The organism is Alteromonas macleodii ATCC 27126, from assembly GCF_000172635.2.
In the GTDB taxonomy this organism is placed as follows: Bacteria; Pseudomonadota; Gammaproteobacteria; order Enterobacterales; family Alteromonadaceae; genus Alteromonas; species Alteromonas macleodii.
The window spans coordinates 2,441,826-2,467,322 of the sequence record NC_018632.1; the positions used below are offsets into that span (position 1 = coordinate 2,441,826).

Genomic DNA, 25,497 nt, shown 5'->3' on the forward strand with positions numbered 1-25,497 from the left:
CATTGCGAAATATGCAACGATATACAAAATCATAAGACCATTGAATAATTGAGCGCGCTATTTCAGTTGAGTACTCAACCTTAATTTCATGTTAAAAAAACGGGTAAAAAAATGAAAACACAAACCTTACTTATCTATTTTTTCTTTTCCTTGCTAGTCTCTTTCTCGTGTGAAGCCTCTACGCGTTCGCTAAAAATAGAAGATGATGGTTTTGTTGCTACGTATTACTCTTCAGAGTCACAAGAACGTAAAGTTGGCGTTTTAGTGCTTGGAGGATCCGAAGGCGGCGTGCCAGAAAAGCTCGCTAGTCCAATCGTTGAAGCGGGATTCCCTACCCTAGCTTTAGCTTATTTTAAGGAAGAAGGCTTACCACCAGAGTTAGAGAGAATACCTCTTGAATATGTAATTCAGGCTATGTCGTGGTTAAAATCACAACCAGAAACCACGCCGGACGACATTATTGTAGTTGGCTGGTCGAAAGGCGCTGAACTGTCACTTCTTCTAGCGTCAAAAGAACCAAGTATTTCAAATGTGGTTGCTATTGCGCCTAGCTCTGTTGTTTGGGCAGGTATTTTGAAAGATTGGAGTAAAGTGCCTGGTTCCAGCTGGACTTACGACGGGCAAGACTTAGCGTTTGTTCCTTTCAACCCGTCGGGTGAAGTTAATGGTTTGCTAGATCTCTATACGCAATCTTTAGAAAATCGAGCAGACAACGGTAAAGCTAATATTCCTGTACAGAAAATCAGCGCCGATGTTGTGTTAATGACTGGCGAAAACGATGAAATTTGGCCCTCGCCTACTATGGCTGAAACAGTTTGTGAAAAAATGAATGCGCGCACTAAACATAAGTGTAAGCACATAAACTACCAAGGGGCAGACCACTTGCTTAACTACGAGTTCTTAAAAGAGGGTAGCGATATGAACCAAACCTTTATTAAGATGCTTACTAATCACAATAACCACTAGTCAGCTTCTTCAATAAATAGAATCATATGACCATTGATGAATTCAATCACTATTGCAAAGCACTCCCCCACACTACTCACGTCGTTCAGTGGGGGAATTCAGAAGTATGGAAAGTAGGTGGTAAAGTCTTTGCTATAGGGAGCATTAGCAAGGACGGACACCCCGCTTTTACCTTTAAAACATCTGAGCAAAACTATTATTTTCTGGAAGAAAAGCCTGGCTATAGGCCTGCACCCTATCTCGCTAGTCGTGGAATGAAATGGATACAACAGTACAATTGCGAGAGTGATGAAGATGAAGCGTTAAAATACTATTTAAGCGCATCTTATAAACTAGTATCGTTAGGGTTAACCAAGAAAATGCAAAAAGAGCTTGGTTTAAATCAACCTCAATAAAGGTGCTTACACCATGTTCAAAGCAAAAGGCTTTACGCGCAATATTCGCCCTTATGTAGAAGCTGAACTAGCGCTAGCTCATAGAAAGCAAAACCAAAACAGCCAACAGTGTGCTTTTTCACACTTAGAAAATGCCCACGTTCTTGGTCAAGCCTCTACAAGGCTACACGTTAAAGTACACGTTCAAATGCTTTTATGGGCAGTGAAACAAGGCAATATTGGTGAGTTTTTTGGTCAACTTTTCAGAATTGCGGGCGCTGCCACAAAAACTGTTTTTGGGCTAGTACCTCATGGAAATACAGGTGGCGCTAACGTTAGCCCATTTAAGGCAATGCCAATTAAACCAGACTTAAATACGATCATAAAAAAAGCGCGTTCGAATGAAAATTAAAATTAACGTTGTCGATGCATTTACTAATGTAAGGTTTAAGGGCAATCCTGCTGCAGTAGTTATAACGGGTAAATGGCTTAGCGATGAAAAAATGCAAGAAATCGCTGCTGAAAATAACCTTTCAGAAACCGCCTTTTTAGTTGAAGATGATAATGGCGTATTCGCTATACGTTGGTTTTCCCCTGTGACGGAAATCGACTTCTGTGGCCACGCAACGCTGGCATCCGCGTTCGTAATCTTTAGCGAAAATTACCAATTACCGCACATTTCTCTATTCGCCAAGTCGGTTGGTACGATGAAAGTCGTTAAAAAAAGCGACGGATTTATTCAGATGGATTTCCCCAATAGAATGCCCAGCCCTGTCGGTGAAGTGCCTGAAGCGTTACTAAAAGGGCTCTCTATCAAGCCCAAAAGCATTTTAAAAAATAACCAAGCTTACTTTGCTGTTTATTCTAACGAAGACGACGTTTTAAGCGTAATTCAAGACAGCGAGCAGCTAAAAACACTAGCGCCTTATGATGTGGTAGTGACAGCGCCTGGTACGCAATTTGACTTCGTATCCCGTTACTTCTGGCCTGCGAACGGCGGTGATGAAGACCCGGTTACCGGTTCAATCCACACTGGGCTAGCGCCTTATTGGGCAAAAGTATTTGGACGATCAAAACTTATGGCTTATCAGGCATCTAAACGAGGCGGCACATTAAAATGTGAGGTGGCAGGTGACCGCGTGCTTATTTCTGGCCAAGCGGTGTCTTACCTTGAAGGTTACATTAATATTTGATGGTTGATTGCCTTACATGAACTAATCGATAAAAGAGAACTCTTCTCTCGAGTGTTACTGCCCGCCTCAAACAAAAAAGCGGAAGATATCTAACCTTCCGCTTTCACTCACGCAACAGCGCATTGCTGCATCTAGTTTTAACTAGGCAAATGTAATATTAGCGCCCTACTGCAATGCCCTCTCTGCGAGGATCTGCGCCGCCAATTAATTTACCTGATTTAAACTGAATGCCATGAAGACCGCTGTTTGAATCCACTACTTTAACGTTATGGCCGAGTGCCTTTAACGGCTCTTCAAGCTCAGCTATTGGTGTGCCCTTCTCTAACGCAGTGTAGTCGTTTCGATTAGTAATTTTAGGAAGATTGATGGCTTGCTGAATATCCAAGCCAAAGTCTAAAACTCCAATTAGGGTTTGAGCGACGTAGCTTACAATTCTAGAGCCGCCCGGCGAGCCTACAACCACCTCTAAATTCCCTTCTTTGTCGAACACCATTGTAGGGCTCATAGCACTTCTAGGACGCTTACCAGGCTCTACGCGATTTGGTACTGGAAAACGGTTTTTGGTTGGCGAAAATGAAAAGTCGGTAAGCTGATTATTAAGCAGGAAGCCTTCTACCATAATCCCAGAACCAAACATAAATTCAATGCTGGTAGTCATTGATACTGCATTGCCCTCTTTGTCTACTATAGAAACGTGTGAGGTATTGGGCAGCTCCATTGACGTACCAAGTGCTACATTCGCATCGGCGTAGGGATTGCCCGCGCGTTTGCGGCGCCACTCTTTATCAACAGCAATACTCTCAGCTCGGCGCTGAAGATAAGCGGTATTAATCATGGCCGCAAACGGCAAGTTAGTAAAATCGCTATCCGCAATGAACTTCTCGCGGTCGGCATATGAAAGCGCACTTGCTTGCGTATAAAGGTTGGCAAACTCTACTGAATCCGGTGCGTATTGACTAAGGTTAAAACCTTCTAACATTTTTAGAATTTGATAAACGTTTACGCCACCTGAGCTAGGTGGTGCCATACCGCAAATGCGTTTTTCGTGGTACAAGCCACATACGGGTTCACGTTTTACTGGTTCATAGCTTGCTAAATCTTCCAACGACATTTGGCCAGGGTTAATCTCCGCATTATTAACCGCTTCCACTATTTTTTCGGCAACTTCGCCTTTCAGCAAATAATCGCTGCCCTTTTCCGCAATACCTCTTAGGGTTTTAGCTAACTTTTTGTTTTTCTTAACCGTGCCTTCTTTTAACGGCAGGCCTGCCGGGAAGAAATAAGTAGAGCTTGCAGGAAAAGTTTTAAGACCAGGGTGATAGTCCAATGCAACAAGTTTGGCTAAACGCGGCGATACTTTAAAGCCGTCTTCAGCTGTTTTGATTGTATCGTCGAACAGCGTATTCCAAGGCAGCTTACCGAACTCGCCCTGAGCCATTTCTAGCGCTTTTACTGCACCAGGCACGCCAACTGACTTACCGCCTACTACTGCATCTAACCAGCGCATTGGCTTATTACCTTCAATAAACCAATGAGAATTGACAGCTTTCGGTGCGGTTTCACGGCCGTCAAAGGTGTGAAGTACTTTGTTCTTATTATCCCAATAAAGGATAAACGCACCACCACCAATACCTGACGATTGTGGTTCAACCAGCGAAAGCATCGATTGCACAGCTACCGCTGCATCGATCGCACTTCCGCCCTTTTCTAAAATATTCTTTCCCGCCCAAGACGCATAGGGATTTGCCGCTACAACCATATAATCTTCGGCTTCAAATGCCTTTTTCTCTATGTAGCCTGTTGCCGCTTCTGGTTCTCCGACTTCACGTGGTTGCTTCGCGTTCGCACCAAAAATAAAACAGCTAGATAATGCAAGAGTTACCACTGAAGCTCTGAAAAAAGCACTGCGTCTCAAAATAATACTTCCTCTTATTTAAATTTTTCGGGGTTTATTGGGCGTTTTTTAAGAAACGCATCAAACGCTTCTTGAGCTGCGGTTGTGCCCAACGCTTCTAAAAATATATCAAACTCTTCGTTCATTTGTTGGTTTGTTCGCTCTCCGTCACCTTTTAATAGCGCTTTTGTTTGTTTAAGCGAAAATGAAGGCTTGGCGACGAGTTTCTCTACCGTAGTTTGAACCGTTTGATCTATTTCGTGAGCGTCGACAATTTTTGTCAGAATACCAAATTGATAAGCATCAGCAGAGGTAAAGGGTTCGCCCAGCATTAGCCACTCTGCCGCCTTTATATGACCCGCAACCTTAGGCAAAAGATAACTTGATGCATATTCAGGAACAAGCCCTAAGTTGATGAATGGTAGAACAAATCGGGTATCTGGAGTGGCGTAAACAAAATCGCAATGAAGTAAAAGCGTTGTGCCTATGCCCACTGCTAATCCGTGAACTTGTGCAATAACCGGTAAATTACATGCCGCCAAAGCTCGCATAAAGGCAGCTGTTTCTGGCACCTGAGCGTGATCTTGTTGCTGTGCGAAGTCTCCAATGTCATTTCCTGCAGTAAAACAATCGCCCGCGCCTTTAATAACCACCACTTTGGTTGAGCCATCGTTCTTAACACCTAATATGGCATTCGCCATTTCTTGATACATGTCGCGTGTTAACGCATTTTTCTTATCGGTTCGGTTAAGTGTAATGGTTAAGCATTGCTGATTTGTTTCGGTAATAATGTAAGACATAATTACTCCTTTACTGTCGTCTTTTTGTTTTGGGCGTACTTCAGTTTTCACCCTGTAGGCAATTTCTGTATCATAGCCAGCAAATTCTAATTTCAAAAATAACTAACACTGATGATGTCACTGCCGTTTTCGCTTAAGTATAGCGCTGGTCCTTTATTTATTGCGCTATGCTCCGTTGTCGCGTTTTTCTTTGAGCCTATGTCTGGCAATTATTTGGCTTACGACAGGTACGCCATTCAAGGTCTAGAAACTTGGCGAATAGTCAGCGGCAATATCGTGCATACCAATGGCTACCACCTACTTTTAAATTTAGCAGGTCTGGCGCTATTGTGGGCCCTACACGGTGAACATTATCGCATTGGTTTGTATTTAAAAGTTTTTGTATGGTGCTGCTTAGGAACCAGTGTCGGGCTTTATTTCTTCTCTCCAGATCTAATATGGTACGCGGGTTTGTCTGGCGCATTACACGGTATTTTCGCATGGGGCGCCTGTGTTGATATAAAAGAGAAAATGAAGTCGGGTTGGTTATTGCTTATAGGTCTAGCCATCAAGGTGGGATACGAACAAATTGACGGTAGTAGTGAACAAGTTGCAAACCTGATTGACGCAAAAGTTGCCGTAGACGCGCATTTATTCGGTGCGCTTACGGGTATCGCAATCTTTTTACTTATGTTTATTACGGCGAAAAGAAAATAGAAACTTGAGCGATATAGTGCCACTCTTTTTGCGCATTTTAATTCGTTAAAACAGATAAAATGTGCTGGAACAAAAAATGAAGATCTAAAAAGGCCCGAATTCATTGAATTTGGGCCTTTTTTGTAAGCTTTTTCCGTCTTTATAGCTACCGCGCTGTGAGCAACTCAGTGGCTCTTAATCACTGGGTTGCACTCGCAGTTTTGCCTATAAGTTTTCTTCGAATAGCTTGTATATACGACGATATTCATCAAGCCAAGAGCTTGGTTGTACGAAGCCATGTGGCTCTACCGGATAAATGGCCGTTTCAAAATCTTCCTTTTCAAGCTCGATAAGGCGCTGTACCAATCGCACGGTGTCGTGGAAAAACACATTGTCATCAACCATAGGCGCATTGATAAGCAATGGCTTTTCTAGCCCATCTGCGAAATAAATTGGCGAACTGCGCTCGAACGCGATGGGGTCAATATCAGGCGTATTTAGAATGTTTGCTGTATATGGCGTGTTGTAATGGGCCCAATCGGTTACCGGACGAAGTGCTGCACCTGCCGCAAACAGATCTGGCGCGGTAAACATAGACATAAAGGTTAAGAAGCCGCCGTATGAACCGCCGTATGTGCCAATACGCTCACGATCTACATTTGCATTTTCAACAAGCCAGTTAACACCATCACGCAAATCTTGCACTTCAGGCGTACCCATTTGACGATAAATAGCAGTTCGCCAATCACGTCCGTAGCCAGCACTAGCGCGATAATCCATATCTAGTACGACATAGCCTTGCTGCACTAGCATGCTGTGGAACATGTATTCTCTAAAGTAACCAGACCACCCCATGTGGGCGTTTTGCAAATAGCCTGCACCGTGATTAAACACTACCGCTTTATTTGGTGCCGACTTATCGTAATTTTCCGGTAGATACACTCGTGCGTAGATAAATGCATCGGTATGCGACGATTCAATAGCAACGATGTTAGGCACCGCCCAAGGAAGTGCGTTGAAAGTAGCACTGGTGCTTTGTGTAATTTGCTTTGCTGCAGTTGTTTCATCTGCTGGCTTAATGTAAAGCTCTTGTGGCTGATTAACTTTACTATGGCTTAGCAGCAAATTTTTGCCATCAGGGCTAAGTGAGTAATCTGTCATACCATTCAAATCAGTCATGGTATCGATGGTATTGTCACTTAAATCAGCACGATAAACTTCGTAAAGCCCCGGATGCTCCATGTTAGCTTTAAAGTAGATATAGTTGTCATCACCAGAAAGGGTTAGATCGTCAACAATAAAACGGCCGCTGGTTAGCGCGACAGGTTTCTCGCCTGGTTTTTGAATGTATAAATGCGAGTAACCGGTATGCTCAGACTGATAGTAAAGCGTCTCGCTGTCATTTAGCCAATCAAACGCGTTGAAACGGTAGTTTACCCACGCGTCATCGTGAAGCCTATGTTGGTTTTCTAGCGTTTTATTTGCTAGGTCGACCGTTGCAATCCAGCGGTCTTTGTTGTCCCACGCTTCTAACATAACGGCGACGGCGTTACCGTTTTTGTGCCAGCGAATCGAAGGCTTAGTCCAGTACCAGCTTTGCAGTAAGGTAATGTCGCGAGGCATACGATTAACTTCATAGGTCTCGCCTTTTGCTTTCGCGTTTTCTTCTTTTACATCTGCAAGAACATCGTCGTTGTAGCCAGGCAAATTAAAGTATTTAAGTTCACTTTTCTCACCAGTTTTTAAATTTAGCAGCCACAGTTCATGATTTACCGATTCTGCATCTGCAACACGTTGGCGTACCGGCTTCGCGGCAATACGGCTGTCTTCTTGGATATAATGCGGCATGATGTCGCTGTCATCACGAGTCGGCTTACTTTCCGTGGTGGCGACTACTGCAAAGTTACCCGCAGGTGATACGCTAATACCCGCTAGTCGATGCGACTTATCAAAGTAAAAAGGCGTAGGTGCTACACTGCTGTTTTCTTTAGCCAACGCTTTATGCGCGTCGTCTTTTTCTTGCCTGTTTTTGCGCTGTAGTTTGATGTATTCCACCAGCGACTGCTGCTGCTCGGCAATATAATCTTTAGGCGGCTCAACCGCTTTAGGCTCGTCGCTAAACTCCCAGCTCAATAATTCTTCGCGGGTGCCGTTAGATAGGTCTATAGCAATAAATTTGTTACCGCTTAACGCCATTAAGCGGCCATCAGTCATAAATGAAAGCGTTGACAGCGCATTCCCGCCACGCGCGATACGCACAGTTTCACCGTTGGTAAATTGCACATAAACACTGTCTTCAAATGAATAAGCAATTACACCATCATTTCTTACTACACGTTCGTCAAAACGATACTTGTGTAAATCTGATAATGGCGCTTTTACGGCATTGGCAGGGTTTGAGAGTTCAGCAACATAAACATCTGTTAACGCGCTATTCTGTCTTTCTTTTTCAAAAACAATTTTATCGCCATTGACCGACCACCCCATACCTTCGGGTAACGCGCCCATCCATTGAGGGTCTGACATTATTTGCTTCAAAGTAATTTCACCATTTTTCGCGCTGTTCTGAGGCGCGACATCTGGTGTAACGGTTTGCTGGACAGTGGCAGCAGGAAGCGATGTAGACGCTGCTTGGCTAGATGGTTCGTTAGTAGTGCTTGCACATCCGCCCAACGCAAAAGTAACGCTAGCCGCGATGAGTAAAGAAGAGTATTTTTTCATTATTTTAAGTCGTTGTTATGTAAAAAACGTTAACATTATACGCAGAGCAGTTACTAATACGCTAACGTTCATCGATTGAGATAGTGAACCAAACGTAAACCATCTGCGTTTATGGTTGTGAAACTGGTCTGTCGGCCTGAACAAAATAACAAAAATTCACTGATGAGGTAAAACACTATGAAAGCGAAAGGTTTTGTACCTGCGTTGCTTGCGCTCAGCTTTTTCACGACTCCTAGCTTTGCGAGCGAGTGCCCCAGCGTACTAAAGTTCATGAAGCGTAAGCTCAACTCACAAGAAACGGTGAATTTGTGTAACGAATATGCCGGAAAGACCCTTTTAGTGGTGAACACAGCCAGCTATTGCGGCTACACGCCACAATTTGAAGGTTTAGAAGCCCTTTATAGTGACTACAAAGACAAAGATTTTGTAGTACTTGGCTTCCCGTCGCACGATTTTAACCAAGAAGATAATGATGAAGGCAAAACGGCAGAACTGTGTGAATTGACTTATGGCGTAAAGTTTCCGATGTTTGAACCAATATCGGTAAAAGGAGAAGACGCCGATCCTATGTATAGAATGCTAAAAACCGCCACCGGCAAAGCGCCATCATGGAACTTTAATAAGTACCTTATTGACAGCTCTGGTAAGCAAATAACCCACTACCCTAGTTCAACAAAGCCCACTGATCCGGCTTTTATCGCTGACATAGAGGCACTCCTCAAAAGCGAATAAAACCGCGAATATCAACGCTGCCTATAGGTCAGACCAAACGAGAATCTAAAAGCCGCGCATAAAAAAGCCCCGCGTAACACGCGGGGCAATCAAGCACACTCAACTTGGAACACACTTTTAGCTGAAAACATACTTCCTACGTTTTAGCTAACTGCATTAATTTAGTGTGTTTAGTTGTTGGTTAGTTCAATAATTTTTTCGCTTGCTTCAGAAAAAGCCTTGTTTGCTTGCTCTTCGCCCATGTTAAGTCCTTCAGCGTAAACGAATTTAACGTCACTGATACCAACAAAATTTAAAAAGTGTTTTAAATACGGCGTTTGCGTATCAAAGTCTGAACCTGCATACACACCACCACGCGCGGCAAAAACAGTCGCTGATTTATTTTCTAGCAATCCGACAGGACCTGTCTCGGTATACTTGAATGTTATACCAGCTCTTGCAATACGGTCGAAGTAAGCTTTTAAGCTCGATGGGATGCCAAAGTTGTACATTGGCACGGCTAGCACAATTTCGTCAGCCGCTTTTACTGCTTCAACAATGTCATCAGAGACTTTTGCCAATGCCTGTTGTGATTCATTTCGCTCAGACGCCTCAGTCATCCACGCTTGCATTTCTTCACCTGTTAAATGAGGCAGTGCCAGAGAGGCAACATCCACGCGGTTAATGTGCACAGAACCGTCATTCTCAATTTTTGAAAGGTACTCGTTTGCAAGCTTTGAAGAATTACCTTGGTTGCCATTTAGGCTGGAAAATATAGCCAGTACTTTTTTCATGCCGAACTCCAATATTCGTTGTTTCGATAATATATGGCTATATTACGGCAATCGGGTGGGATGAAAATATCAAAAACATGAAGGCTTCGTTCTATTTTGTAGAACAAACTGCCAAGGAACAGAGTAAATGTGAAATTATTGAAAACATTACATTACGTTAATGTTGCAAGGAGGTTGATCTTCTCTTATTTGCTCAGCGTAACCGAGTTTGCCACAACACAATTAAGAGGATACAAAATATGAGAAGGACCAAAGCGCTCCTTGCATGTTCAATATTACCACTGTTTTTAATTGGCTGCTCGGATGACGACGACGATGTCGTACAAGAGCCCACACCCTCCCCGGAATACGCAAACATTCGAGTTGTTCACGCAGCATCAGACGCACCAATGGTAAACATCACTGCTAACGACGCCATACTCAACGATCTTGAAAGCGTTGATTACCAAGTTGCTTCATCTCGCTTCGAAGTCGAGACAGGCATGTACGATATTGGTGTTACAGGCATTCTTCCAGGTGAAAACGCTGAAGTGCTGCAAGCTGACGTTACTTTAGAAGCTGACATGAACTACGATATTTTTGCCGTAGGTAATGTTGGCGATGAGTCGTTATCGCTTTTAACAGTGACCAGTATGGAAACCGCAGTTGACGCGGGTAATGCTCAAGTACAGATTGTACATGCAGCATCAATGGCTCCTATGGTTGATATTTATGTTACGGCACCAGATACAGATATCACTGCCGAGCAGCCGCTTGTTACTGCTGAATTTACTGACGCGACAGATTTGATTCAAGTACCCGCGGGCGATTATCAAATTCGTATTACACCGGCCGGTGAGACAACGGTTGTATACGACTCTGGTACGGTAAACCTTGCAGACGGTGCCGATTTGCTTATCGCTGCTACTAATAACGTAGGTACAGGCGATTCACCAGTAACATTACTGGCCGCGGACGGTGATGGAAGCTTCAAGATATGGGATGCAGAAGCAGGTGCTGCTATCCGCGTTGTGCACGGTATCAGCGACGCACCAGCGGTTGATGTTGTAGCAAATAACGAAATAGTATTGGTGGACGGAATACAGTTCCCGCGCACCACAGACTATTTGTCTGTTGCAGCCGGTGACTATCTCATTGACGTTGTAGCCGATAGCGACAACAGTGTTGTGGCAATTGACGATGCTGAGTTGACGCTAGAAGTAGGTATGTCTTATACCGCTATCGCAAACAACGTTTTGGCTGCACCAGAACTTGATGTGCTTGTTGATATGCCCCGCTCCGTAGCGACAGAAGCGAAAGTGCGTATTGTACATGCTTCACCTTCAGCAGGTAACGTCGATATTTATGTAACTGCAGATGGTGAAATTAATGCTGTCGACCCAGCATTTGCTGATATAGCATATGAAACAGGTGACTTGGTTGAAACTGGTTATGTAAGTCTTGCTGAAGGTGATTATGTGGTCACTGTTACACCAACAGGTACCAAAACAGTAGCGATAGAAACCGGCGTTTTAACGCTTGAGAATGGTGAGATTTACACTGCTATCGCACTAGATGGCGCGATGGAAGGTGATTTACCTCAATTAGCGTTGCTTGATGGCCTAGCACCACCTCCACCAGCTTTTAATGCTGACATGACTTACAATGTAAACTTAAGTGGGTCACAAGAAGTGCCTGCCGTAACTACTATGTCTATGGCAACTGCAGTGGTCGAAATTGACGAAGACTTACCGGCGTTTAGCGTAAGTGTTGACGTATCAGGCTTAACGGATGTTACTGGTGTACACGTACACGATGGCGGCATTGGTATGAATGGTCCGGTTGCTTTCCCACTGACTGATGCTGGTAATGGTACTTATGTTCTCGCTGAAACTAATATTTCACCTAGCAACTTAGACGCGCTGACTAGCGGTGAGTGGTATTTAAATGTTCACACTACCGCTAACCCTAACGGTGAAGTGCGTGGTCAGATTGTTCCCGACACAACTGCGGTAGTAACATTCTCACTAAGCGGCAGCCAAGAGGTACCAGCAGTTGACACCATGGCAATGGGGTCTGGCTATGCGCTCTTCGACACCACAAACAACAACGTTTCTCTTGTGGCGGTAACCACTATTGAAAATGCGACTATGGCGCACATTCATACTGGGTTTGCTGGTGAAAATGGTGACGTACTTGTAGGACTTGTGGAAAGTGAAAGCACCGCTGGCGTTTGGATGACAGACGGAAGCATAGCACTAGATGAAGCCACAGCTACGCAACTACTGGCAGGTGGTCATTATGTGAATGTGCATACAGCAGCTAATACTGGTGGTGAAATTCGCGGCCAAATCACGCCTGATAATATTGAAGTGTACGGCATCATCGCAAACGGCCTACAAGAAGTGCCTGCAGTAACTACAACAGCAAGCGGCGCTGGTGCATTTACTTTGAATACATCTACAGGTGCACTGTCAGGCAGCGTTACCATTACCGGTATGACAGCAAACATGGCTCACATTCACGAGGGTGAAATGGGCGTAAATGGTGATGTTCTAATTGGACTTACTGCCGGAACCAGCGGTATGTGGTCTGTGCCAGCTAATACTACGTTAACCGCTGAGCAAATGAATGTTATGGCAGACGGAGGTCTTTACACTAACTTCCACTCAGATGCATTCCCAAGCGGTGAAATTCGTGGACAAATTACGCTAGGTTTTGACTAGTAAAAAATTGCTAAACCCATTGTGTTTCAATTATATTGAGACCCAATGAACCTAAAATAAAAAAAGGGGCAAACGCCCCTTTTTTGTGTTTCTCGACAAGAAGATTTTATCTATATGGTATTTAGCGCCGTGTCGAAATCTGCAATCAGATCCTGAGTGTCTTCAATACCTACCGAAATACGCAGCATGGTATCGGAAATACCCATTAACTCACGCTCTTCTGCCGTGTTCTCAAAATAAATAGTAGGCGCAACTGGTAGCGCTAAGGTGCGATTATCCCCTAAGTGCGTGGCGCAAATAACTAACTTCATTTCGTTTAAAAACGCCACTGGATCAGCACCGTCGATAAGGTCAAAACTCAAAATTGCGCCGTAGCCGTCGTTTAGGTATTCCCTTGCCATGAAATGCTGAGGGTGGTCGGCAAGACCTGGATAAAAGACTTTAGATACCTTGGGGTGATTATCTAGGAACGTCGCCAACTGCATAGCATTATGCTGACTTCGTGATAAACGTAAATCTAAGGTTTCCATGCCTAGGGCAATGGCCGTCGCTGATTGCGGTGCCAATGTAGCGCCTAAATCGCGTAAACCTTTCTTTTTGATTTGTGTAATGCCCCACTGTGCAGTATCTGCAACCTGATAAGCCGGTTTTAGGTTACTAAACTTAGTCCAATCATAGTTACCCGTATCGATGACAGCACCACCTAAAACGTTACCGTGACCTGCAATGTATTTTGTCAGCGAGCAAAACACTAACGACGCTTTAACATCTTTAGCGTAAAAAACAGGGGGTGGCGTCATGGTGTTATCAACCATAAACAGCATGTGCTTCTCTTCGCAGAATTGACCAATGGCGTGAAGGTCGGCCACCTGTGTCACAGGGTTAGCTACGGTTTCGGTGTAAACGCCTTTTGTGTTTGGCTGGTAAGCTTCTTTGACTTGCTGAATGTCGGTCACATCTGTGTAGGTAACCTGCACACCAAAATCTTTAATGGTTTCAAAAAAGCTTCGCGTATTACCAAATAGGTATTGGCTTACAATTAAATGGTCGCCGGCTTTGAGTAAAGCAAATAACGAGCTGCTTATCGCCGCCATTCCGGTTGAGTAACACAAAGTACCTACACCGCCTTCCAGATCATTAAGCATATTTTGCAATGCCGCCACAGAAGGTGACGATGAACGAGAATAAACATGAGCAGCTCGTTTACCTTGAAACGCATCGATGATGCCCTGCGCATCTTTAAACTCGAAAAGAACTGAATTAGACGTGCTGCTGTGAACACCACCATGTTCAGGCGTATTTAGCATGCGATCAGAATGAACCTGACGGGTTGTGAATCCCAATTTTGTCACGGGTGAAGCTCCGAAAATAGATGTTTGCGACCGAGCCGAGTGCGCACCAGTACTCTGAGTTGATACGGTTGCGTACTTACCACTTCAATAGAAATGATTATGGCTTTGTAATGCAGTTTTTAGGATATTTTGCGCAAACATTATCATAAAACGTATAAATAGTTTGCATTTGTTCATCTATGTTAGTCACTTTCTGAATAATTGGCCCCAACACAATCATCTTTCTGGCGTAGTCCAACCCAATGACTTGTATAGGAATTTCGGCTTCTCGTGCAATGTGCATAAAGCCTGTTTTCCATGGATAAATGGGGCTTCGCGTACCCTCTGGCGCTAACGCGAGTATTAATTGATCGGCTTCCTTTATCTTATTTGCTATAGACGTGACCACCCCATGCGCTTTACTTCTCTCTATAGGAATGCCGCCTAATCTTTTAACAATAGCGCCCAAAGGGGGCGCAAAGATGGTGTGCTTTCCGAAAAAATTAATGTTTAGCTTAAAGGAAAAAACCACGAACAAGCCAATAAAGAAGTCCCAGTTCGATGTATGCGGTGCTACCGCTAAAATGGCTTTTTTCTGATTGATTAGTTCACCTTCTACACGCCAGCCCCTTTTTGTCAGCACCCACGCTGCGAACGACGACAACCAGTTGGGCCACTTGCGAGGAACATGCTCTCCAACGTTAACACTATTGGCCCGTTGAGAGTGGGTTTGAGGGTGTGAGGTTTTTGTCATTATTATTATGCTCTGCTTAGTACACTTAGGTTATCTATTTGCTAATTTATTTTCTGAGGCTTCGAAGTGGAATGCCGTAACGAAAAGCGCTTTACTTTCCATATTGTACCCGCATATTAATTAACAGAGTAAAACGTTGGAGAGTGCGCAATTTGGCGAAGAGTAATCAAAATGGGTTTGTAACGCAATTGTTAACAATGCAGCGTTTTGAATTCTTAGAGAATATGGGCTTAATATAGCTATGTGTATTTTATTTATCGCAAACAATATGCGAGATGACTACCCGCTTATCATCGCTGCGAATCGGGATGAGTTTTACGCACGACCAACCGCGCCGTCTTCATTCTGGAAAAGCCACCCGCATTTGCTCGCCGGACAAGACTTAGAAGCTAATGGAACCTGGATGGGTGTTACGCGTAACGGATATGTGGCGGCACTTACTAATGTAAGGGACCCACACAACATCAATAAAAATGCGGTATCGCGAGGTGAATTAGTCGCCAACTGGCTGAAGCACGACTCAGTCGAAATGAAGTCTGTTGCACAATCACAATACTTGGCAACGCTAGAAAAAACGCGCCACCGATACAACGGCTACAACCTGTTATTCGGAGATATAAATTCGCTTAAGGTTTACAACAACGTAAACAATTCGACCCACATTATCGACACTGGTGTCTACGGTTTGTCTAACGCGGATATTGCCACACCTTGGCCAAAAGTCACGCAGGGCGTTACCGCATTGAACAATTATGTCACCAAACAAAACATCATTAATGATGAAGACTTATTTGATATTTTACGTTACGACAATAAAGCTGACGATGCCTTGTTACCCGACACGGGCGTAGGCTATGAGTGGGAAAAGGCGTTGTCTTCCATTTTTATTCAATCCGAAAAATACGGAACGCGTACCTCTACACTGCTATTAGTAGATAAAAACAATACGCTGACCTGGAAAGAACGACGCTTTTCAGACAAAGGCGAAGCACAAGAAACCCGCGCTTTTTCTTTTTCAATTTAGGGTGTTTTTGAAATGAAACTTTCGTTTACGTTTTCTTTCCTCGACTAATTGAAATATTTTCAACCTTTAGGGGTCGTTTTTTCTACCATCGGTGGCATAATGCCAGCCTGCTATCTTTTGCATACCAACGTAACGTGAGGACATATCGTGTTTGAAGTATTACCCCATCTCGCCCCAGATCCAATTCTTGGCCTGTCAGCTGCTTTTCGTGAAGACACCAACCCAAACAAAATCGATTTAGGTGTTGGCGTATATAAAGATGAGCAAGGTAATACCCCTATTCTTTCAAGTGTCGCAAAAGCGCAAAAAGTGCTTTTAGATACCGAAACTAGCAAAACCTACATCACGCCTCAGGGCAACCAAGGTTTTATCGACGGTATGTTGTCTTTGCTATTAGGTAAGACTAGCCCCGTTCTATTAGCAGACCGCGTTGCAGCGGTTCAAGCTCCAGGTGGTTGCGGTGCATTGCGTATTCTTTCAGAACTACTTGCCCGTTGTAACGACAACGCTAAAGTATGGGTAAGCGACCCAACATGGGCGAACCACATTCCACTTATCGGCTCTGCGGGTCTTAAAATCGAAACCTACCCGTACTTCGATAAAGCGTCAGCAAGCATTCGCTTTGACGCTATGATGGAAACCCTTCGCAAAACTGAAAAAGGCGATATCGTTCTTCTACACGGTTGCTGTCACAACCCTACAGGTGCTGATCTTACTAATGCACAATGGGATGAAGTACTAGAAGTAGCGAAAGAGCGAGAATTCCTGCCTTTCATCGATGTGGCTTACCTAGGTTTTGGTGAAGGTTTAGAAGAAGACGCGTACGGCATGCGTTTGTTGGTAGAAAACCTACCAGAGGTTATCGTTGCAGCTTCTTGCTCCAAGAACTTTGGCCTTTATCGCGAACGTGTTGGTTTGGCTGCCATCATTACTGAAGATTCAGCAACCCGTAAAATTGCTCAGGGTCAAATTCAGTCAATCGCACGTGGCATCTACTCTATGCCACCGAGCTACGGCGGCGCGTTGGTAGACATTATCCTAGCTGACGAAGCCCTTAACAACGAGTGGGTATCTGAAGTGAACGAAATGCGCGATCGCATGAAATCACTCCGTGCAATGCTAGTTCAAAACCTTCACGATAATGGCTCGCCTAAAGACTTTAGCTTCGTAAACGACCAAAAAGGTATGTTCTCGTTCTTGTGTATTACTCCAGAGCAAGTGCGCGAAGTGCGTGAAAAGCACAGTGTGTATTTTGTTGATTCTAGCCGCGTGAACATTGCGGGCATCAACCAAGAAAACGTAGAAACACTTGCTAAAGCATTGGTATCAGTGCTTTAAGTACGAACTATTGATTCTTAAGATTCGAAAGGCAGGGTTCACACCCTGCCTTTTTTATTGCCTTCAAATTACCCGTCTTCCTATTTCTGCGATGAACGCCCCAACCACGCTGTCAGTAGCGGTTAGTCACACTTTTTAACAAATTCACGCAGTGCGCTATACGCCTTTTAGTAGGGCAAGCCGGATATAATCGTTACACTGTAACAATGTTGACGTACACGTTAACTTGGTATTTATTACGACTGACTTATAACAATGAGATTAACGACAAGAACAAGGATCACCCATGTCTAAAGTAAGTGTATTTTGTCTTTCTGCCGCGCTACTTGGCAGTGCAATGCAAGTAAATGCTAAGGAAGGCATGTTCACGCCAGAACAACTCCCTTCAATTGCCGGCGATTTAAAAGAAACAGGCTTAGCAATCCCTGCTAGTAGTATTAACGACCTAACCGCGTTTCCTATGGGCGCGATCGTTTCATTAGGTGGCTGTTCAGCATCGTTTGTCTCTGACAAAGGCTTGGCCGTTACTAATCACCACTGTGCGCGCGGCTCTGTTCAATATAACAGCACCCCAGAAAACAACTATTTAAAAGATGGTTTCCTAGCAAAAGAAATTGGTGAAGAACTGCCGGCCGCGCCGGGTACACGCATGTTCGTTACGGTCGATTTTTCTGATGTAACCGACAACGTCATTGGCGGCATCAGTGATGACGTTCAAGGCCGCGAGCGCTACGACCTCATTGAAGCAAACCGCAAAGCGTTAATTGCAGAGTGTGAGTCTGAAGCGGGCTTCCGCTGCTCTGTACCTTCGTTTTTCCAAGGCCTTGAGTATAAGCTAATTAAGCAAATGGAAATTCGTGACGTGCGCATTGCCTACGCGCCTGCTGATTCAATTGGTAAATACGGTGGTGATGTAGATAACTGGATGTGGCCTCGTCACACGGGCGACTTTTCTTTCTACCGAGCTTATGTGGGTAAAGACGGTAAACCTGCTGATTACAGTGAAGAGAACGTGCCGTTTAAACCTGACCATTTCTTAAAAGTTTCGGCAGCTGGACTTGAAGACGGCGACTTTGTTATGGCAGCAGGCTACCCTGGCTCTACTAATCGCTATGCGCGTTTATCACAAGTGTCGTACACGTTTGATTGGTTATATCCCACTTACCTTGAACTGGTAGACGCGTGGATCAAGACTATCGAAAGTGCATCTGAAAAAGGCAGCGATGCGCGTATCAAATACGAAGCATTGTTAGCGGGACTTAACAACTTCCACAAAAATACGTTGGGCCAGCTTTCAGGCGCTAAACGCGTTGGACTTGTTCCACGTCGCGCTGAGCGTGAAGAGCAACTAGCAGCATGGCTTGATAAAAACGGTAAAAGTGAAATGAAGCAAGCACTTGCCGATCTTGATGCGGTTAGTGCTGAACAAATGCAAATGAACAAGCAAAACTTCTGGTACAACAACCTAAGTCGTGCACAACTCTTGTCGTCAGCTCAAACCCTTTATCGCAATGCCATCGAAAAAGAAAAGCCGGACGCAGAACGTGAATCTGGATTTCAGGAGCGCGATCAAATTCGCCTGAAAGAAGGCGTAGAGCGCATTGAGCGTCGCTTTGATCCGGTAGTTGATCAGGCCGTTTGGCAAAAAATGATTAGTATGTACCTTGAACAGCCTGAAGAAAACCGAGTAGCCGCGTTCGATAAAGCAGTAGGCATTGATAGTGATACTGACGGGAAAACACTTCACAAGAAGTTAAAGGCGTTTTACGACAAGACTTCATTGACTAACACTGAAGAACGTTTGAAATGGTTAACTGCAAGCCGCGCTGATTTCGAAAATAGCAACGACCCGTTCATTAAACTTGCGGTTGCCCTGTTCGATACCGAGATGGCTATTGAAGATAAGAGCAAAACGCTAAGCGGTAAAGCTGCCGCGCTTCGCCCTAAATACATGAGTGCCATTATTGAGTGGCAAAAATCTTTGGGCAGCCTTGCTTATCCAGATGCAAACAGTACGCTGCGCGTCACTTACGGTAACGTAATGGGCGGCTCGCCAAAAGACGGTCTGATTTACGAGCCGTTCACTCGTCTTGAAGGTATTACTGAGAAAGACACAGGCGAGACACCTTTCGACTCTCCTAAAAAGCAGCTTACGCTTATTGAGGACAAGAAATACGGACCTTACAAACTAGACGCTATTAACAGCGTGCCGGTAAACTTCCTGACGGATTTAGATTCAACAGGCGGCAACTCAGGCTCAGCAACGCTCAACGCAAAAGCAGAGCTTATCGGCCTGTTGTTTGACGGTACATTCGAGAGTGTAAATTCTGATTGGGATTTTGACCCGAAAACAACCCGTACCATCCATGTAGATAGCCGCTACATGTTATGGGTAATGGAATACGTTGACGGTGCAACAAACCTCATCGAAGAAATGACCATCGTTAAATAACCACCAAATAATGGGGTTGGAGTACTTTTCTGCCCCATAAAAAAGCAAAAATGGGGGCAGAGTACATTTTCCCCCTAATGCCTTCCGGTAAAAAGGAGAGCGTTATGAGGTTACTAATAAGGCTTATTAGTTTAGCCGTGGCTGCGTACTCGTGTTATAGCGGAGCTATAACCGGTGAATGGAAAGCATCTATCGCTATTATTTCGCTATGTGCGTTGATGTTCCTAATTACGTTTATTTCCAAGACTCGCGGCGGTACGCCAGGCTCTCAAAGCGATGGCGCCTCAGCGATATACACACCAAGCAGCAGCTCAAGCTCATCTTGCAGCAGTGATGGCGGTGGTGGAGATTGCTAAAACCCAATGGGGTCAGAGTACTTTTTTCAGTATTTAAAGTACTCTGACCCCATTATTTTCGCTGATCAGATCGCGCTATAGAAATGTACTCTGACCCCAAAATTAATGTACTCTGACCCCAATATTTTATTTGAGGTTGCGGAGGCCTTGGGTGAGGAGTCGGTCTAGTGCGTTGGCAAAGTTTTGTTTGTCACGTTGGGAGAAGGCTTTTGGACCGCCTGTGTGTTCGCCGCTTGAGCGCATGGTTTCCATGAAATCTCGCATGCCCAGTATCTGTTTGATAGACGACTTGTCGTATTCTTCACCACGATTATTCAACGCTAGCGCATTTTTCGCCAGTACATCAGCGGCCAATGGAATGTCATTGGTAATCACCAAGTCACCCGCTTCACACTTCTCTACTATGTAATCGTCAGCAGCATCGAAGCCTGACGGTACTTGCGTTAGGGTTATGTGTTTGTCTGGTGGTACAGACATGGAATGGTTAGCCACCAAAGACAAAGGCAGCTTGGTACGTCTGGCTGCCTTAAAAAGAATGTCTTTGATCACTGCAGGGCACGCGTCGGCGTCAACCCATATATGCATGGTCGTATCTCGTAACTGTATCTAATTACGCTAGCATACCACCATCTACCACCACTGTCGTGCCGGTCGTGTAGGTTGAAGCGTCTGATACTAAATACAATACCGTGCCCGCCATTTCATCTGGGTCAGCGACACGGCCTAGTGGAATAACTTTAAGCGCGTGCTTCAAAATTTGCTCATTAGTTGTTAACGCTGACGCAAATTTAGTATCAGTTAAGCCTGGCAATAATGCGTTTACGCGAATGTTCAAGCTACCGCACTCTTTTGCAAATGACTTAGTCATGCTGATAACCGCAGCTTTCGTTATAGAATAAATCCCCTGCATGTCGCCCGGTGTTACACCATTTACCGATGCCGTGTTGAGAATGACGCCACCACCCTGCTCTTTCATCATTTTGCCAGCTTCAATCGACATGAAGAAGTAGCCACGAATATTGACGTCTACAGTTTTATTGTAGGCGCCAAGATCAGTATCTAAGATATGCCCAAAGTAAGGATTGGCTGCCGCGTTGTTTACTAGAATATCCAGTTTTCCAAAATCGCGCTTAATGACGTTAAATGCTTCTGTAATTTGCTCCATTTCACCCACATGACACGCTAGCGCTGTCGCCTTACCACCTGCGTCACGAATTGAAGAAGCAACGGCTTCACAGCCGTCAATTTTGCGGCTTGATACAATTACATGCGCGCCATACTGGGCAAGCAAACGGGCAATAGACTCACCGATACCGCGACTTGCACCTGTAACCAGTGCCACTTTTCCTGTTAAATCAAAAAGGTTCTTCATTGTCATATCCTTAATTCTTGCTGATAAAGTGCTTTGTGCTTAATTTCTATTATTAACGCTTGTTGCGGTGCCTACTCTAGGCCAACATACCACCGTCAAGTACTACGGACTGACCCGTCATGAATGACGACTCATCACTACACAACCAAGCAATGGCATTAGCAATCTCTTCTGGTTTACCCAAACGCTTCATTGGATTTGCGCCAATAAGCCCTTTTTGGCCTCTTTCATCCAATTTTGATAAAACGCCTTGCACCATAGGGGTATCTACAAAGCTTGGACAAACAGCGTTTATGCGTATGTTCGCCCTTGCGTATTCCACCGCCGCCGATTTAGTAAGCCCCACTACCCCATGTTTTGAAGCGCTGTAAGCACTAATCATAGGCGCAGACCGCAATCCAGCTACAGAGGCAATATTGATGATGTGGCCACCGCCTGTCGCCGTCATATGCTTGAGGGCGTTTTTCATGCAATACCACACGCCAGCTAAGTTGACCTGAATATTCTTCATAAACATGGCGTCATCGACTTCAGTTAGCGGAGCTGGAAAATGGTCGATACCCGCGTTATTAATAATTACGTCAATTTTGTCACTATGAGAAAGCGCCGTGTCGAACATCGCTTTGACCTGAGCCGGTTCGGTAACATCCACAGCCACCGCATAGGCTTTGCCACCTGAGGCAACAATTTCTTCAGCCAATGTTATGGCGTTTTCTTCGTTTAGATCTGCAATACCAACTGTTGCACCACGCGCACTCAATACGCGAGCCGAAGCAGCACCGATACCCGAGCCACTACCAGTAATAAGAATATGCTTGCCTTCGACATTTGTAGCTACATTCATTAGCTGTACTCCAATTTTGTGAACAAGCGCAACGCTGTTAAATAAAAGTCACTGCGCATGCTCTTTGTTTTGAATGATTAAAAATAACTCGCTTTTACGTTGTTACACGTTGCCTCGCGTGAAGAAAGCACTTCAATATCGCGACTGACCAGCGGTAATTCCCAATTTAAGAAGTATTCCGCGGCCGCTAATTTACCTTCATAAAAGTCAGCATCTTGTTCGCCAGCACCGTTAGCGAGTGCTTGTTCGGCAACATTTGCCTGGCGTAGCCAAATCCAGCTCACCACACAACTTGAAAATACGTTTAAGAAGCAACTCGCATTGGTTAGCAAGACTGGTTGCTTATCTGAGCGCAAATCGGCTGCTGCCTGTTGAATTAAACCACCAAGCTGGTCTAGATAAGGTTTTAATTTTGCAGCTAGTGCCTGCGCTCGCGGTGTTTCTGCGCGCTTCATATCACTGGTTACACGAGAAAGCAGAACTTGAAGACCTTTGCCGTCGTGCTGCCATAACTTTCTTCCCAGCAGATCTAACGCCTGAATACCATTTGTACCCTCGTGAATTGGGTTTAGGCGGTTATCGCGCCAGCACTGCTCAACAGGATATTCACGGGTGTAGCCCGCACCACCTAGAATTTGAATTGCCAAATCGTTGGCTTTAGGGCCAAACTCCGAAGGCCATGCTTTGAACACGGGTGTTAAAAGATCTAAAAGCTGAGAAAGTTCGGTACGCTTTTCGCTGTCAGTTTCCGTTTCCATCTCATCGATGAGCATGCTGCCGTATAAGCAGAGGGACATACCGCCTTCACAGTAGGCCTTTTGCGCTAGCAACATACGTCGCACGTCACCGCGATTGATAATAGGTGTAGGCTCGTCTTCTGGCGCAAGATTAGGCGCAGCGCGACCTTGGGTACGATCTTTTGCGTATTCTAGTGAGTAACGGTACCCGCGATACCCTATCATGGCAGCACCATAGCCCACGCCAATGCGTGCTTCGTTCATCATCATGAACATGTAGCGCAAACCCTGGTGCGGCTCGCCAATCAGGTAGCCGTGGCAGTCACCATTTTCGCCAAAGGTTAGTGCGGTTGAAGTCGTACCTCGGTAGCCCATTTTATGGATAAGACCAGCAAGGGTTACATCGTTGCGCACATCTGGATTGCCGTCAGCGTCGAGACGGTATTTAGGTACAGCAAATAAGGAGATGCCTTTTACACCAGCTGGACCACCTGGAATTTTCGCCAACACCAAATGTACGATGTTGTCGGAAAGCTCATGCTCACCACCTGATATATAAATCTTGCTGCCTTTGATTCGGTACGTACCATCATCTTGCGGCCTTGCTGATGTACGAATATCAGCAAGTGACGAACCGGCATGGGGCTCGGTAAGCGCCATGGTGCCAGTGAAGTCACCCGCTAGCATTTTTGATAGAAACGCACTTTTGATATCTTCGGAGGCAAAGTGTTTAATGACATTGGCGGCCGCCGCAGTTAAGAAAGGATAAGCGGTTGACGATGGGTTTGCCGCTAAAAAATAGCCCGCGCAGGCATTCATCACGGTAACAGGAAGCTGCATGCCGCCATCTTCAAAATCAAAATGACCCGCGATAAACCCAGACTCTCTGTATGTGTCAAAAGCCACTTTTACGTCATCAATCATAGAGACTTTGGTGCCATCGAATGTAGGCTCGTTTTTATCAGCAACGGCATTATGTGGAAGAAATAACTCTTCTGCCATCTTCTCGGCCATATCAATAACAGCGTTGAAGGTTTCTACATTGTGCTCTTCGAAGCGAGCTTTTTCACATAAGGCTGCGGTGTTTAATACTTCGTACAGCTGAAATTGCATTTCACGGCGGGGAATAAGTTGATCGGCCATGGTGTCCTGTCCTCTACGAAAACTTGTTAACACATTGTGTCATATTCGTTATCGTGCCATTATTGTCATTAATGACACAATAATGGTCAATCACGCCAACAATCACTGAGTTTTATCTTATTTTATAACTCGAATTATTTTTATGAATGACACGAAGTTCACCGTTACCGTACTCGGCTTTAACCAAGCCTTGGCATCTGCCATTACAGGAGCCCTCGATGTATTTGCTTTCGCAGGTATTAGTTGGCAGCGAATACACAACTTACCAACCAAACCACAGTTCAAAGTACAGTTGGCCAGTCACCATGGGCAGCCTATTCTTTGCTCTAATCAAGTTGTTCTACAGCCCAATATCGCCATCGAAGAAGTCTCACACACTGATGTCTTGTTAATTCCCACCATTGGTGGCGATATTGATGAAGTGCTAGAAAGCACAGCGCCTCTGCTTGTACATATAAGGCGTCTTCAGAAAATGGGGGCCGACATTGCCGCCAATTGCACCGGTACTTTCCTTTTGGCCCAATCCGAATTATTGGACAATAAAATTGCCACTACACATTGGGGATTTACTGAAGACGATACGGTGTTTTGTGCAGGCGGCGGCATGGCGTGGATTGATTTATCTATCTTGTTGATAGAACGCTACTGTGGTCATCAGATTGCGAGCGATACGGCAAAATCCCACGTTTTGGATGTGTCCAGAACAAGCCAAACTATTTACGCCAGCAGTCGTCAGCGACGATTTCACTCAGACAAGGACATTAAAGCGGTACAGTCTTTTCTGGAAAAGAACGTACAAAATAAATGTACGCTAAGCGAACTAGCGCTACGGCATAATATGACCGAACGCACACTTATACGCAGATTTAAAAACGCGTGTGATATTACACCAGGTCAGTATTTACAGTCGCTGCGCATTGAGCACGCGAGAAAGCTCTTAGAAACCTCTAGTATGCCGTTAGAGAGCGTGATTAGCGCTGTAGGCTATGAAGACCTTAGCTCGTTCACCCGACTATTTAAAAAAACGACTGGTTTATCACCTTCTCAATACCGAGCGAAATTCAAGCGAGGCTAATTTGATTTAGATGGTTAGTAGACTACTTGCACCAAAAAATATCTCTCTATTAAGTTTGATGTTCCATGCCTGTGCACACAGGCTTTTTAGTTATATTCAATCTAACTAATATTGTGCATTTTCGATGAAAAACGCCTTGGTTTGCACAAATTTGAAGTTTTTATGTAAAAGTTTGTGTAAAATGCAGAGCCAAGCATAGATTGTTAATTTTTGTGCTAAAAACACTACAAAAGTATAA

General features: G+C 44.7%; 22 protein-coding genes. 12 read left to right on the forward strand and 10 right to left on the reverse strand.

Going from position 1 to position 25,497, the window contains the following annotated elements:
- Positions 1-111 precede the first annotated feature (111 nt).
- Genes MASE_RS10430 through MASE_RS10445 form a run of 4 tightly spaced genes read left to right on the forward strand, consistent with a single transcriptional unit; the run spans position 112 to position 2,533 of the window.
- Positions 112-966, forward strand: a complete 855-nt coding sequence (locus tag MASE_RS10430) for an acyl-CoA thioester hydrolase/BAAT C-terminal domain-containing protein (protein WP_014949707.1) — start codon at positions 112-114, stop codon at positions 964-966.
- 26 nt (positions 967-992) lie between these two features.
- Complete coding sequence (locus MASE_RS10435) at positions 993-1,361, forward strand: MmcQ/YjbR family DNA-binding protein (protein ID WP_014949708.1); 369 nt, start codon at positions 993-995, stop codon at positions 1,359-1,361.
- Positions 1,362-1,374: 13 nt separating this feature from the next.
- A complete protein-coding gene (locus MASE_RS10440) occupies positions 1,375-1,752 on the forward strand; it encodes a DUF3703 domain-containing protein (protein WP_014949709.1) in 378 nt (125 codons plus the stop codon).
- On the forward strand, positions 1,742-2,533 hold the full coding sequence (locus tag MASE_RS10445) for a PhzF family phenazine biosynthesis protein (RefSeq protein ID WP_014949710.1): 792 nt from the start codon (positions 1,742-1,744) through the stop codon (positions 2,531-2,533). The genes MASE_RS10440 and MASE_RS10445 overlap by 11 nt, the downstream gene beginning before the upstream one ends.
- A 157-nt stretch (positions 2,534-2,690) precedes the next feature.
- Here the strand turns inward: MASE_RS10445 and ggt are convergent, their stop codons facing one another.
- On the reverse strand, positions 2,691-4,448 hold the full coding sequence (gene ggt, locus MASE_RS10450; RefSeq protein ID WP_014949711.1) for a gamma-glutamyltransferase: 1,758 nt from the start codon (positions 4,446-4,448) through the stop codon (positions 2,691-2,693).
- Positions 4,449-4,462: 14 nt separating this feature from the next.
- Positions 4,463-5,227, reverse strand: a complete 765-nt coding sequence (locus MASE_RS10455) for an enoyl-CoA hydratase (RefSeq protein ID WP_230598867.1) — start codon at positions 5,225-5,227, stop codon at positions 4,463-4,465.
- Between the two features lie 111 nt (positions 5,228-5,338).
- Between MASE_RS10455 and rrtA the strand changes: the two genes are divergently transcribed.
- Positions 5,339-5,923, forward strand: a complete 585-nt coding sequence (gene rrtA, locus MASE_RS10460; protein WP_014949713.1) for a rhombosortase — start codon at positions 5,339-5,341, stop codon at positions 5,921-5,923.
- Positions 5,924-6,127: 204 nt separating this feature from the next.
- Here the strand turns inward: rrtA and MASE_RS10465 are convergent, their stop codons facing one another.
- Positions 6,128-8,623, reverse strand: coding sequence for a S9 family peptidase (locus MASE_RS10465; RefSeq protein ID WP_014949714.1), 2,496 nt, complete (start codon positions 8,621-8,623; stop codon positions 6,128-6,130).
- A gap of 177 nt (positions 8,624-8,800) precedes the next feature.
- Here MASE_RS10465 and MASE_RS10470 point away from each other — a divergent pair, with 177 nt between their 5' ends.
- Positions 8,801-9,355, forward strand: a complete 555-nt coding sequence (locus MASE_RS10470; RefSeq protein ID WP_014949715.1) for a glutathione peroxidase — start codon at positions 8,801-8,803, stop codon at positions 9,353-9,355.
- Positions 9,356-9,525: 170 nt separating this feature from the next.
- Here MASE_RS10470 and MASE_RS10475 read toward each other — a convergent pair whose 3' ends face one another.
- Positions 9,526-10,128, reverse strand: coding sequence for an FMN-dependent NADH-azoreductase (locus tag MASE_RS10475; RefSeq protein ID WP_014949716.1), 603 nt, complete (start codon positions 10,126-10,128; stop codon positions 9,526-9,528).
- Positions 10,129-10,367: 239 nt separating this feature from the next.
- Between MASE_RS10475 and MASE_RS10480 the strand changes: the two genes are divergently transcribed.
- A complete protein-coding gene (locus MASE_RS10480; RefSeq protein ID WP_014949717.1) occupies positions 10,368-12,833 on the forward strand; it encodes a CHRD domain-containing protein in 2,466 nt (821 codons plus the stop codon).
- 110 nt (positions 12,834-12,943) lie between these two features.
- Here the strand turns inward: MASE_RS10480 and MASE_RS10485 are convergent, their stop codons facing one another.
- Positions 12,944-14,185: a cystathionine gamma-synthase family protein gene (locus MASE_RS10485; RefSeq protein WP_041693510.1), complete on the reverse strand. Its 1,242-nt coding sequence runs from the start codon at positions 14,183-14,185 to the stop codon at positions 12,944-12,946.
- A 97-nt stretch (positions 14,186-14,282) separates the two neighbouring features.
- A complete protein-coding gene (locus tag MASE_RS10490; RefSeq protein WP_014949719.1) occupies positions 14,283-14,918 on the reverse strand; it encodes a 1-acyl-sn-glycerol-3-phosphate acyltransferase in 636 nt (211 codons plus the stop codon).
- A gap of 241 nt (positions 14,919-15,159) precedes the next feature.
- Here MASE_RS10490 and MASE_RS10495 point away from each other — a divergent pair, with 241 nt between their 5' ends.
- The 4 genes from MASE_RS10495 (at position 15,160) to MASE_RS10510 (ending at position 20,088) form a co-directional block, all read left to right on the forward strand.
- Positions 15,160-15,942, forward strand: a complete 783-nt coding sequence (locus MASE_RS10495; protein ID WP_014949720.1) for an NRDE family protein — start codon at positions 15,160-15,162, stop codon at positions 15,940-15,942.
- 147 nt (positions 15,943-16,089) lie between these two features.
- The gene (locus MASE_RS10500; RefSeq protein ID WP_014949721.1) at positions 16,090-17,280 is read left to right on the forward strand and encodes an amino acid aminotransferase; all 1,191 of its coding nucleotides are present in this window, start codon (positions 16,090-16,092) and stop codon (positions 17,278-17,280) included.
- 286 nt (positions 17,281-17,566) lie between these two features.
- On the forward strand, positions 17,567-19,732 hold the full coding sequence (locus MASE_RS10505; RefSeq protein WP_014949722.1) for a S46 family peptidase: 2,166 nt from the start codon (positions 17,567-17,569) through the stop codon (positions 19,730-19,732).
- A 104-nt stretch (positions 19,733-19,836) separates the two neighbouring features.
- Complete coding sequence (locus tag MASE_RS10510; protein WP_014949723.1) at positions 19,837-20,088, forward strand: hypothetical protein; 252 nt, start codon at positions 19,837-19,839, stop codon at positions 20,086-20,088.
- A gap of 126 nt (positions 20,089-20,214) precedes the next feature.
- On the opposite strand, the gene MASE_RS10515 is transcribed toward MASE_RS10510, so the two are convergent.
- The 4 genes from MASE_RS10515 to MASE_RS10530 all read right to left on the reverse strand — a co-directional run bounded on the left by MASE_RS10515 (position 20,215) and on the right by MASE_RS10530 (position 24,184).
- Positions 20,215-20,673, reverse strand: a complete 459-nt coding sequence (locus MASE_RS10515; RefSeq protein ID WP_014949724.1) for a YaiI/YqxD family protein — start codon at positions 20,671-20,673, stop codon at positions 20,215-20,217.
- Positions 20,674-20,698: 25 nt separating this feature from the next.
- Entirely contained in the window at positions 20,699-21,460 is a 762-nt protein-coding gene (locus tag MASE_RS10520) for an SDR family oxidoreductase (RefSeq protein ID WP_014949725.1), read from the reverse strand.
- A gap of 76 nt (positions 21,461-21,536) precedes the next feature.
- Positions 21,537-22,304, reverse strand: a complete 768-nt coding sequence (locus MASE_RS10525; protein WP_014949726.1) for an SDR family NAD(P)-dependent oxidoreductase — start codon at positions 22,302-22,304, stop codon at positions 21,537-21,539.
- Positions 22,305-22,381: 77 nt separating this feature from the next.
- Entirely contained in the window at positions 22,382-24,184 is a 1,803-nt protein-coding gene (locus MASE_RS10530; protein ID WP_014949727.1) for an acyl-CoA dehydrogenase, read from the reverse strand.
- Positions 24,185-24,326: 142 nt separating this feature from the next.
- Between MASE_RS10530 and MASE_RS10535 the strand changes: the two genes are divergently transcribed.
- The gene (locus tag MASE_RS10535; RefSeq protein WP_014949728.1) at positions 24,327-25,259 is read left to right on the forward strand and encodes a GlxA family transcriptional regulator; all 933 of its coding nucleotides are present in this window, start codon (positions 24,327-24,329) and stop codon (positions 25,257-25,259) included.
- The last annotated feature ends 238 nt before the right edge of the window (positions 25,260-25,497 follow it).

Excerpts from the sequence above, each read along its gene's own strand:
- MASE_RS10430 (WP_014949707.1), top strand. The coding sequence starts at position 112 with ATGAAAACACAAACCTTACTTATCTATTTTTTCTTTTCCTTGCTAGTC.
- MASE_RS10435 (WP_014949708.1), top strand. The coding sequence starts at position 993 with ATGACCATTGATGAATTCAATCACTATTGCAAAGCACTCCCCCACACT.
- MASE_RS10440 (WP_014949709.1), top strand. The coding sequence starts at position 1,375 with ATGTTCAAAGCAAAAGGCTTTACGCGCAATATTCGCCCTTATGTAGAA.
- MASE_RS10445 (WP_014949710.1), top strand. The coding sequence starts at position 1,742 with ATGAAAATTAAAATTAACGTTGTCGATGCATTTACTAATGTAAGGTTT.
- MASE_RS10455 (WP_230598867.1), bottom strand. The coding sequence starts at position 5,227 with ATGTCTTACATTATTACCGAAACAAATCAGCAATGCTTAACCATTACA.
- rrtA (WP_014949713.1), top strand. The coding sequence starts at position 5,339 with ATGATGTCACTGCCGTTTTCGCTTAAGTATAGCGCTGGTCCTTTATTT.
- MASE_RS10465 (WP_014949714.1), bottom strand. The coding sequence starts at position 8,623 with ATGAAAAAATACTCTTCTTTACTCATCGCGGCTAGCGTTACTTTTGCG.
- MASE_RS10470 (WP_014949715.1), top strand. The coding sequence starts at position 8,801 with ATGAAAGCGAAAGGTTTTGTACCTGCGTTGCTTGCGCTCAGCTTTTTC.
- MASE_RS10475 (WP_014949716.1), bottom strand. The coding sequence starts at position 10,128 with ATGAAAAAAGTACTGGCTATATTTTCCAGCCTAAATGGCAACCAAGGT.
- MASE_RS10480 (WP_014949717.1), top strand. The coding sequence starts at position 10,368 with ATGAGAAGGACCAAAGCGCTCCTTGCATGTTCAATATTACCACTGTTT.
- MASE_RS10490 (WP_014949719.1), bottom strand. The coding sequence starts at position 14,918 with ATGACAAAAACCTCACACCCTCAAACCCACTCTCAACGGGCCAATAGT.
- MASE_RS10495 (WP_014949720.1), top strand. The coding sequence starts at position 15,160 with ATGTGTATTTTATTTATCGCAAACAATATGCGAGATGACTACCCGCTT.
- MASE_RS10505 (WP_014949722.1), top strand. The coding sequence starts at position 17,567 with ATGTCTAAAGTAAGTGTATTTTGTCTTTCTGCCGCGCTACTTGGCAGT.
- MASE_RS10510 (WP_014949723.1), top strand. The coding sequence starts at position 19,837 with ATGAGGTTACTAATAAGGCTTATTAGTTTAGCCGTGGCTGCGTACTCG.
- MASE_RS10515 (WP_014949724.1), bottom strand. The coding sequence starts at position 20,673 with ATGCATATATGGGTTGACGCCGACGCGTGCCCTGCAGTGATCAAAGAC.
- MASE_RS10520 (WP_014949725.1), bottom strand. The coding sequence starts at position 21,460 with ATGAAGAACCTTTTTGATTTAACAGGAAAAGTGGCACTGGTTACAGGT.
- MASE_RS10525 (WP_014949726.1), bottom strand. The coding sequence starts at position 22,304 with ATGAATGTAGCTACAAATGTCGAAGGCAAGCATATTCTTATTACTGGT.
- MASE_RS10530 (WP_014949727.1), bottom strand. The coding sequence starts at position 24,184 with ATGGCCGATCAACTTATTCCCCGCCGTGAAATGCAATTTCAGCTGTAC.
- MASE_RS10535 (WP_014949728.1), top strand. The coding sequence starts at position 24,327 with ATGAATGACACGAAGTTCACCGTTACCGTACTCGGCTTTAACCAAGCC.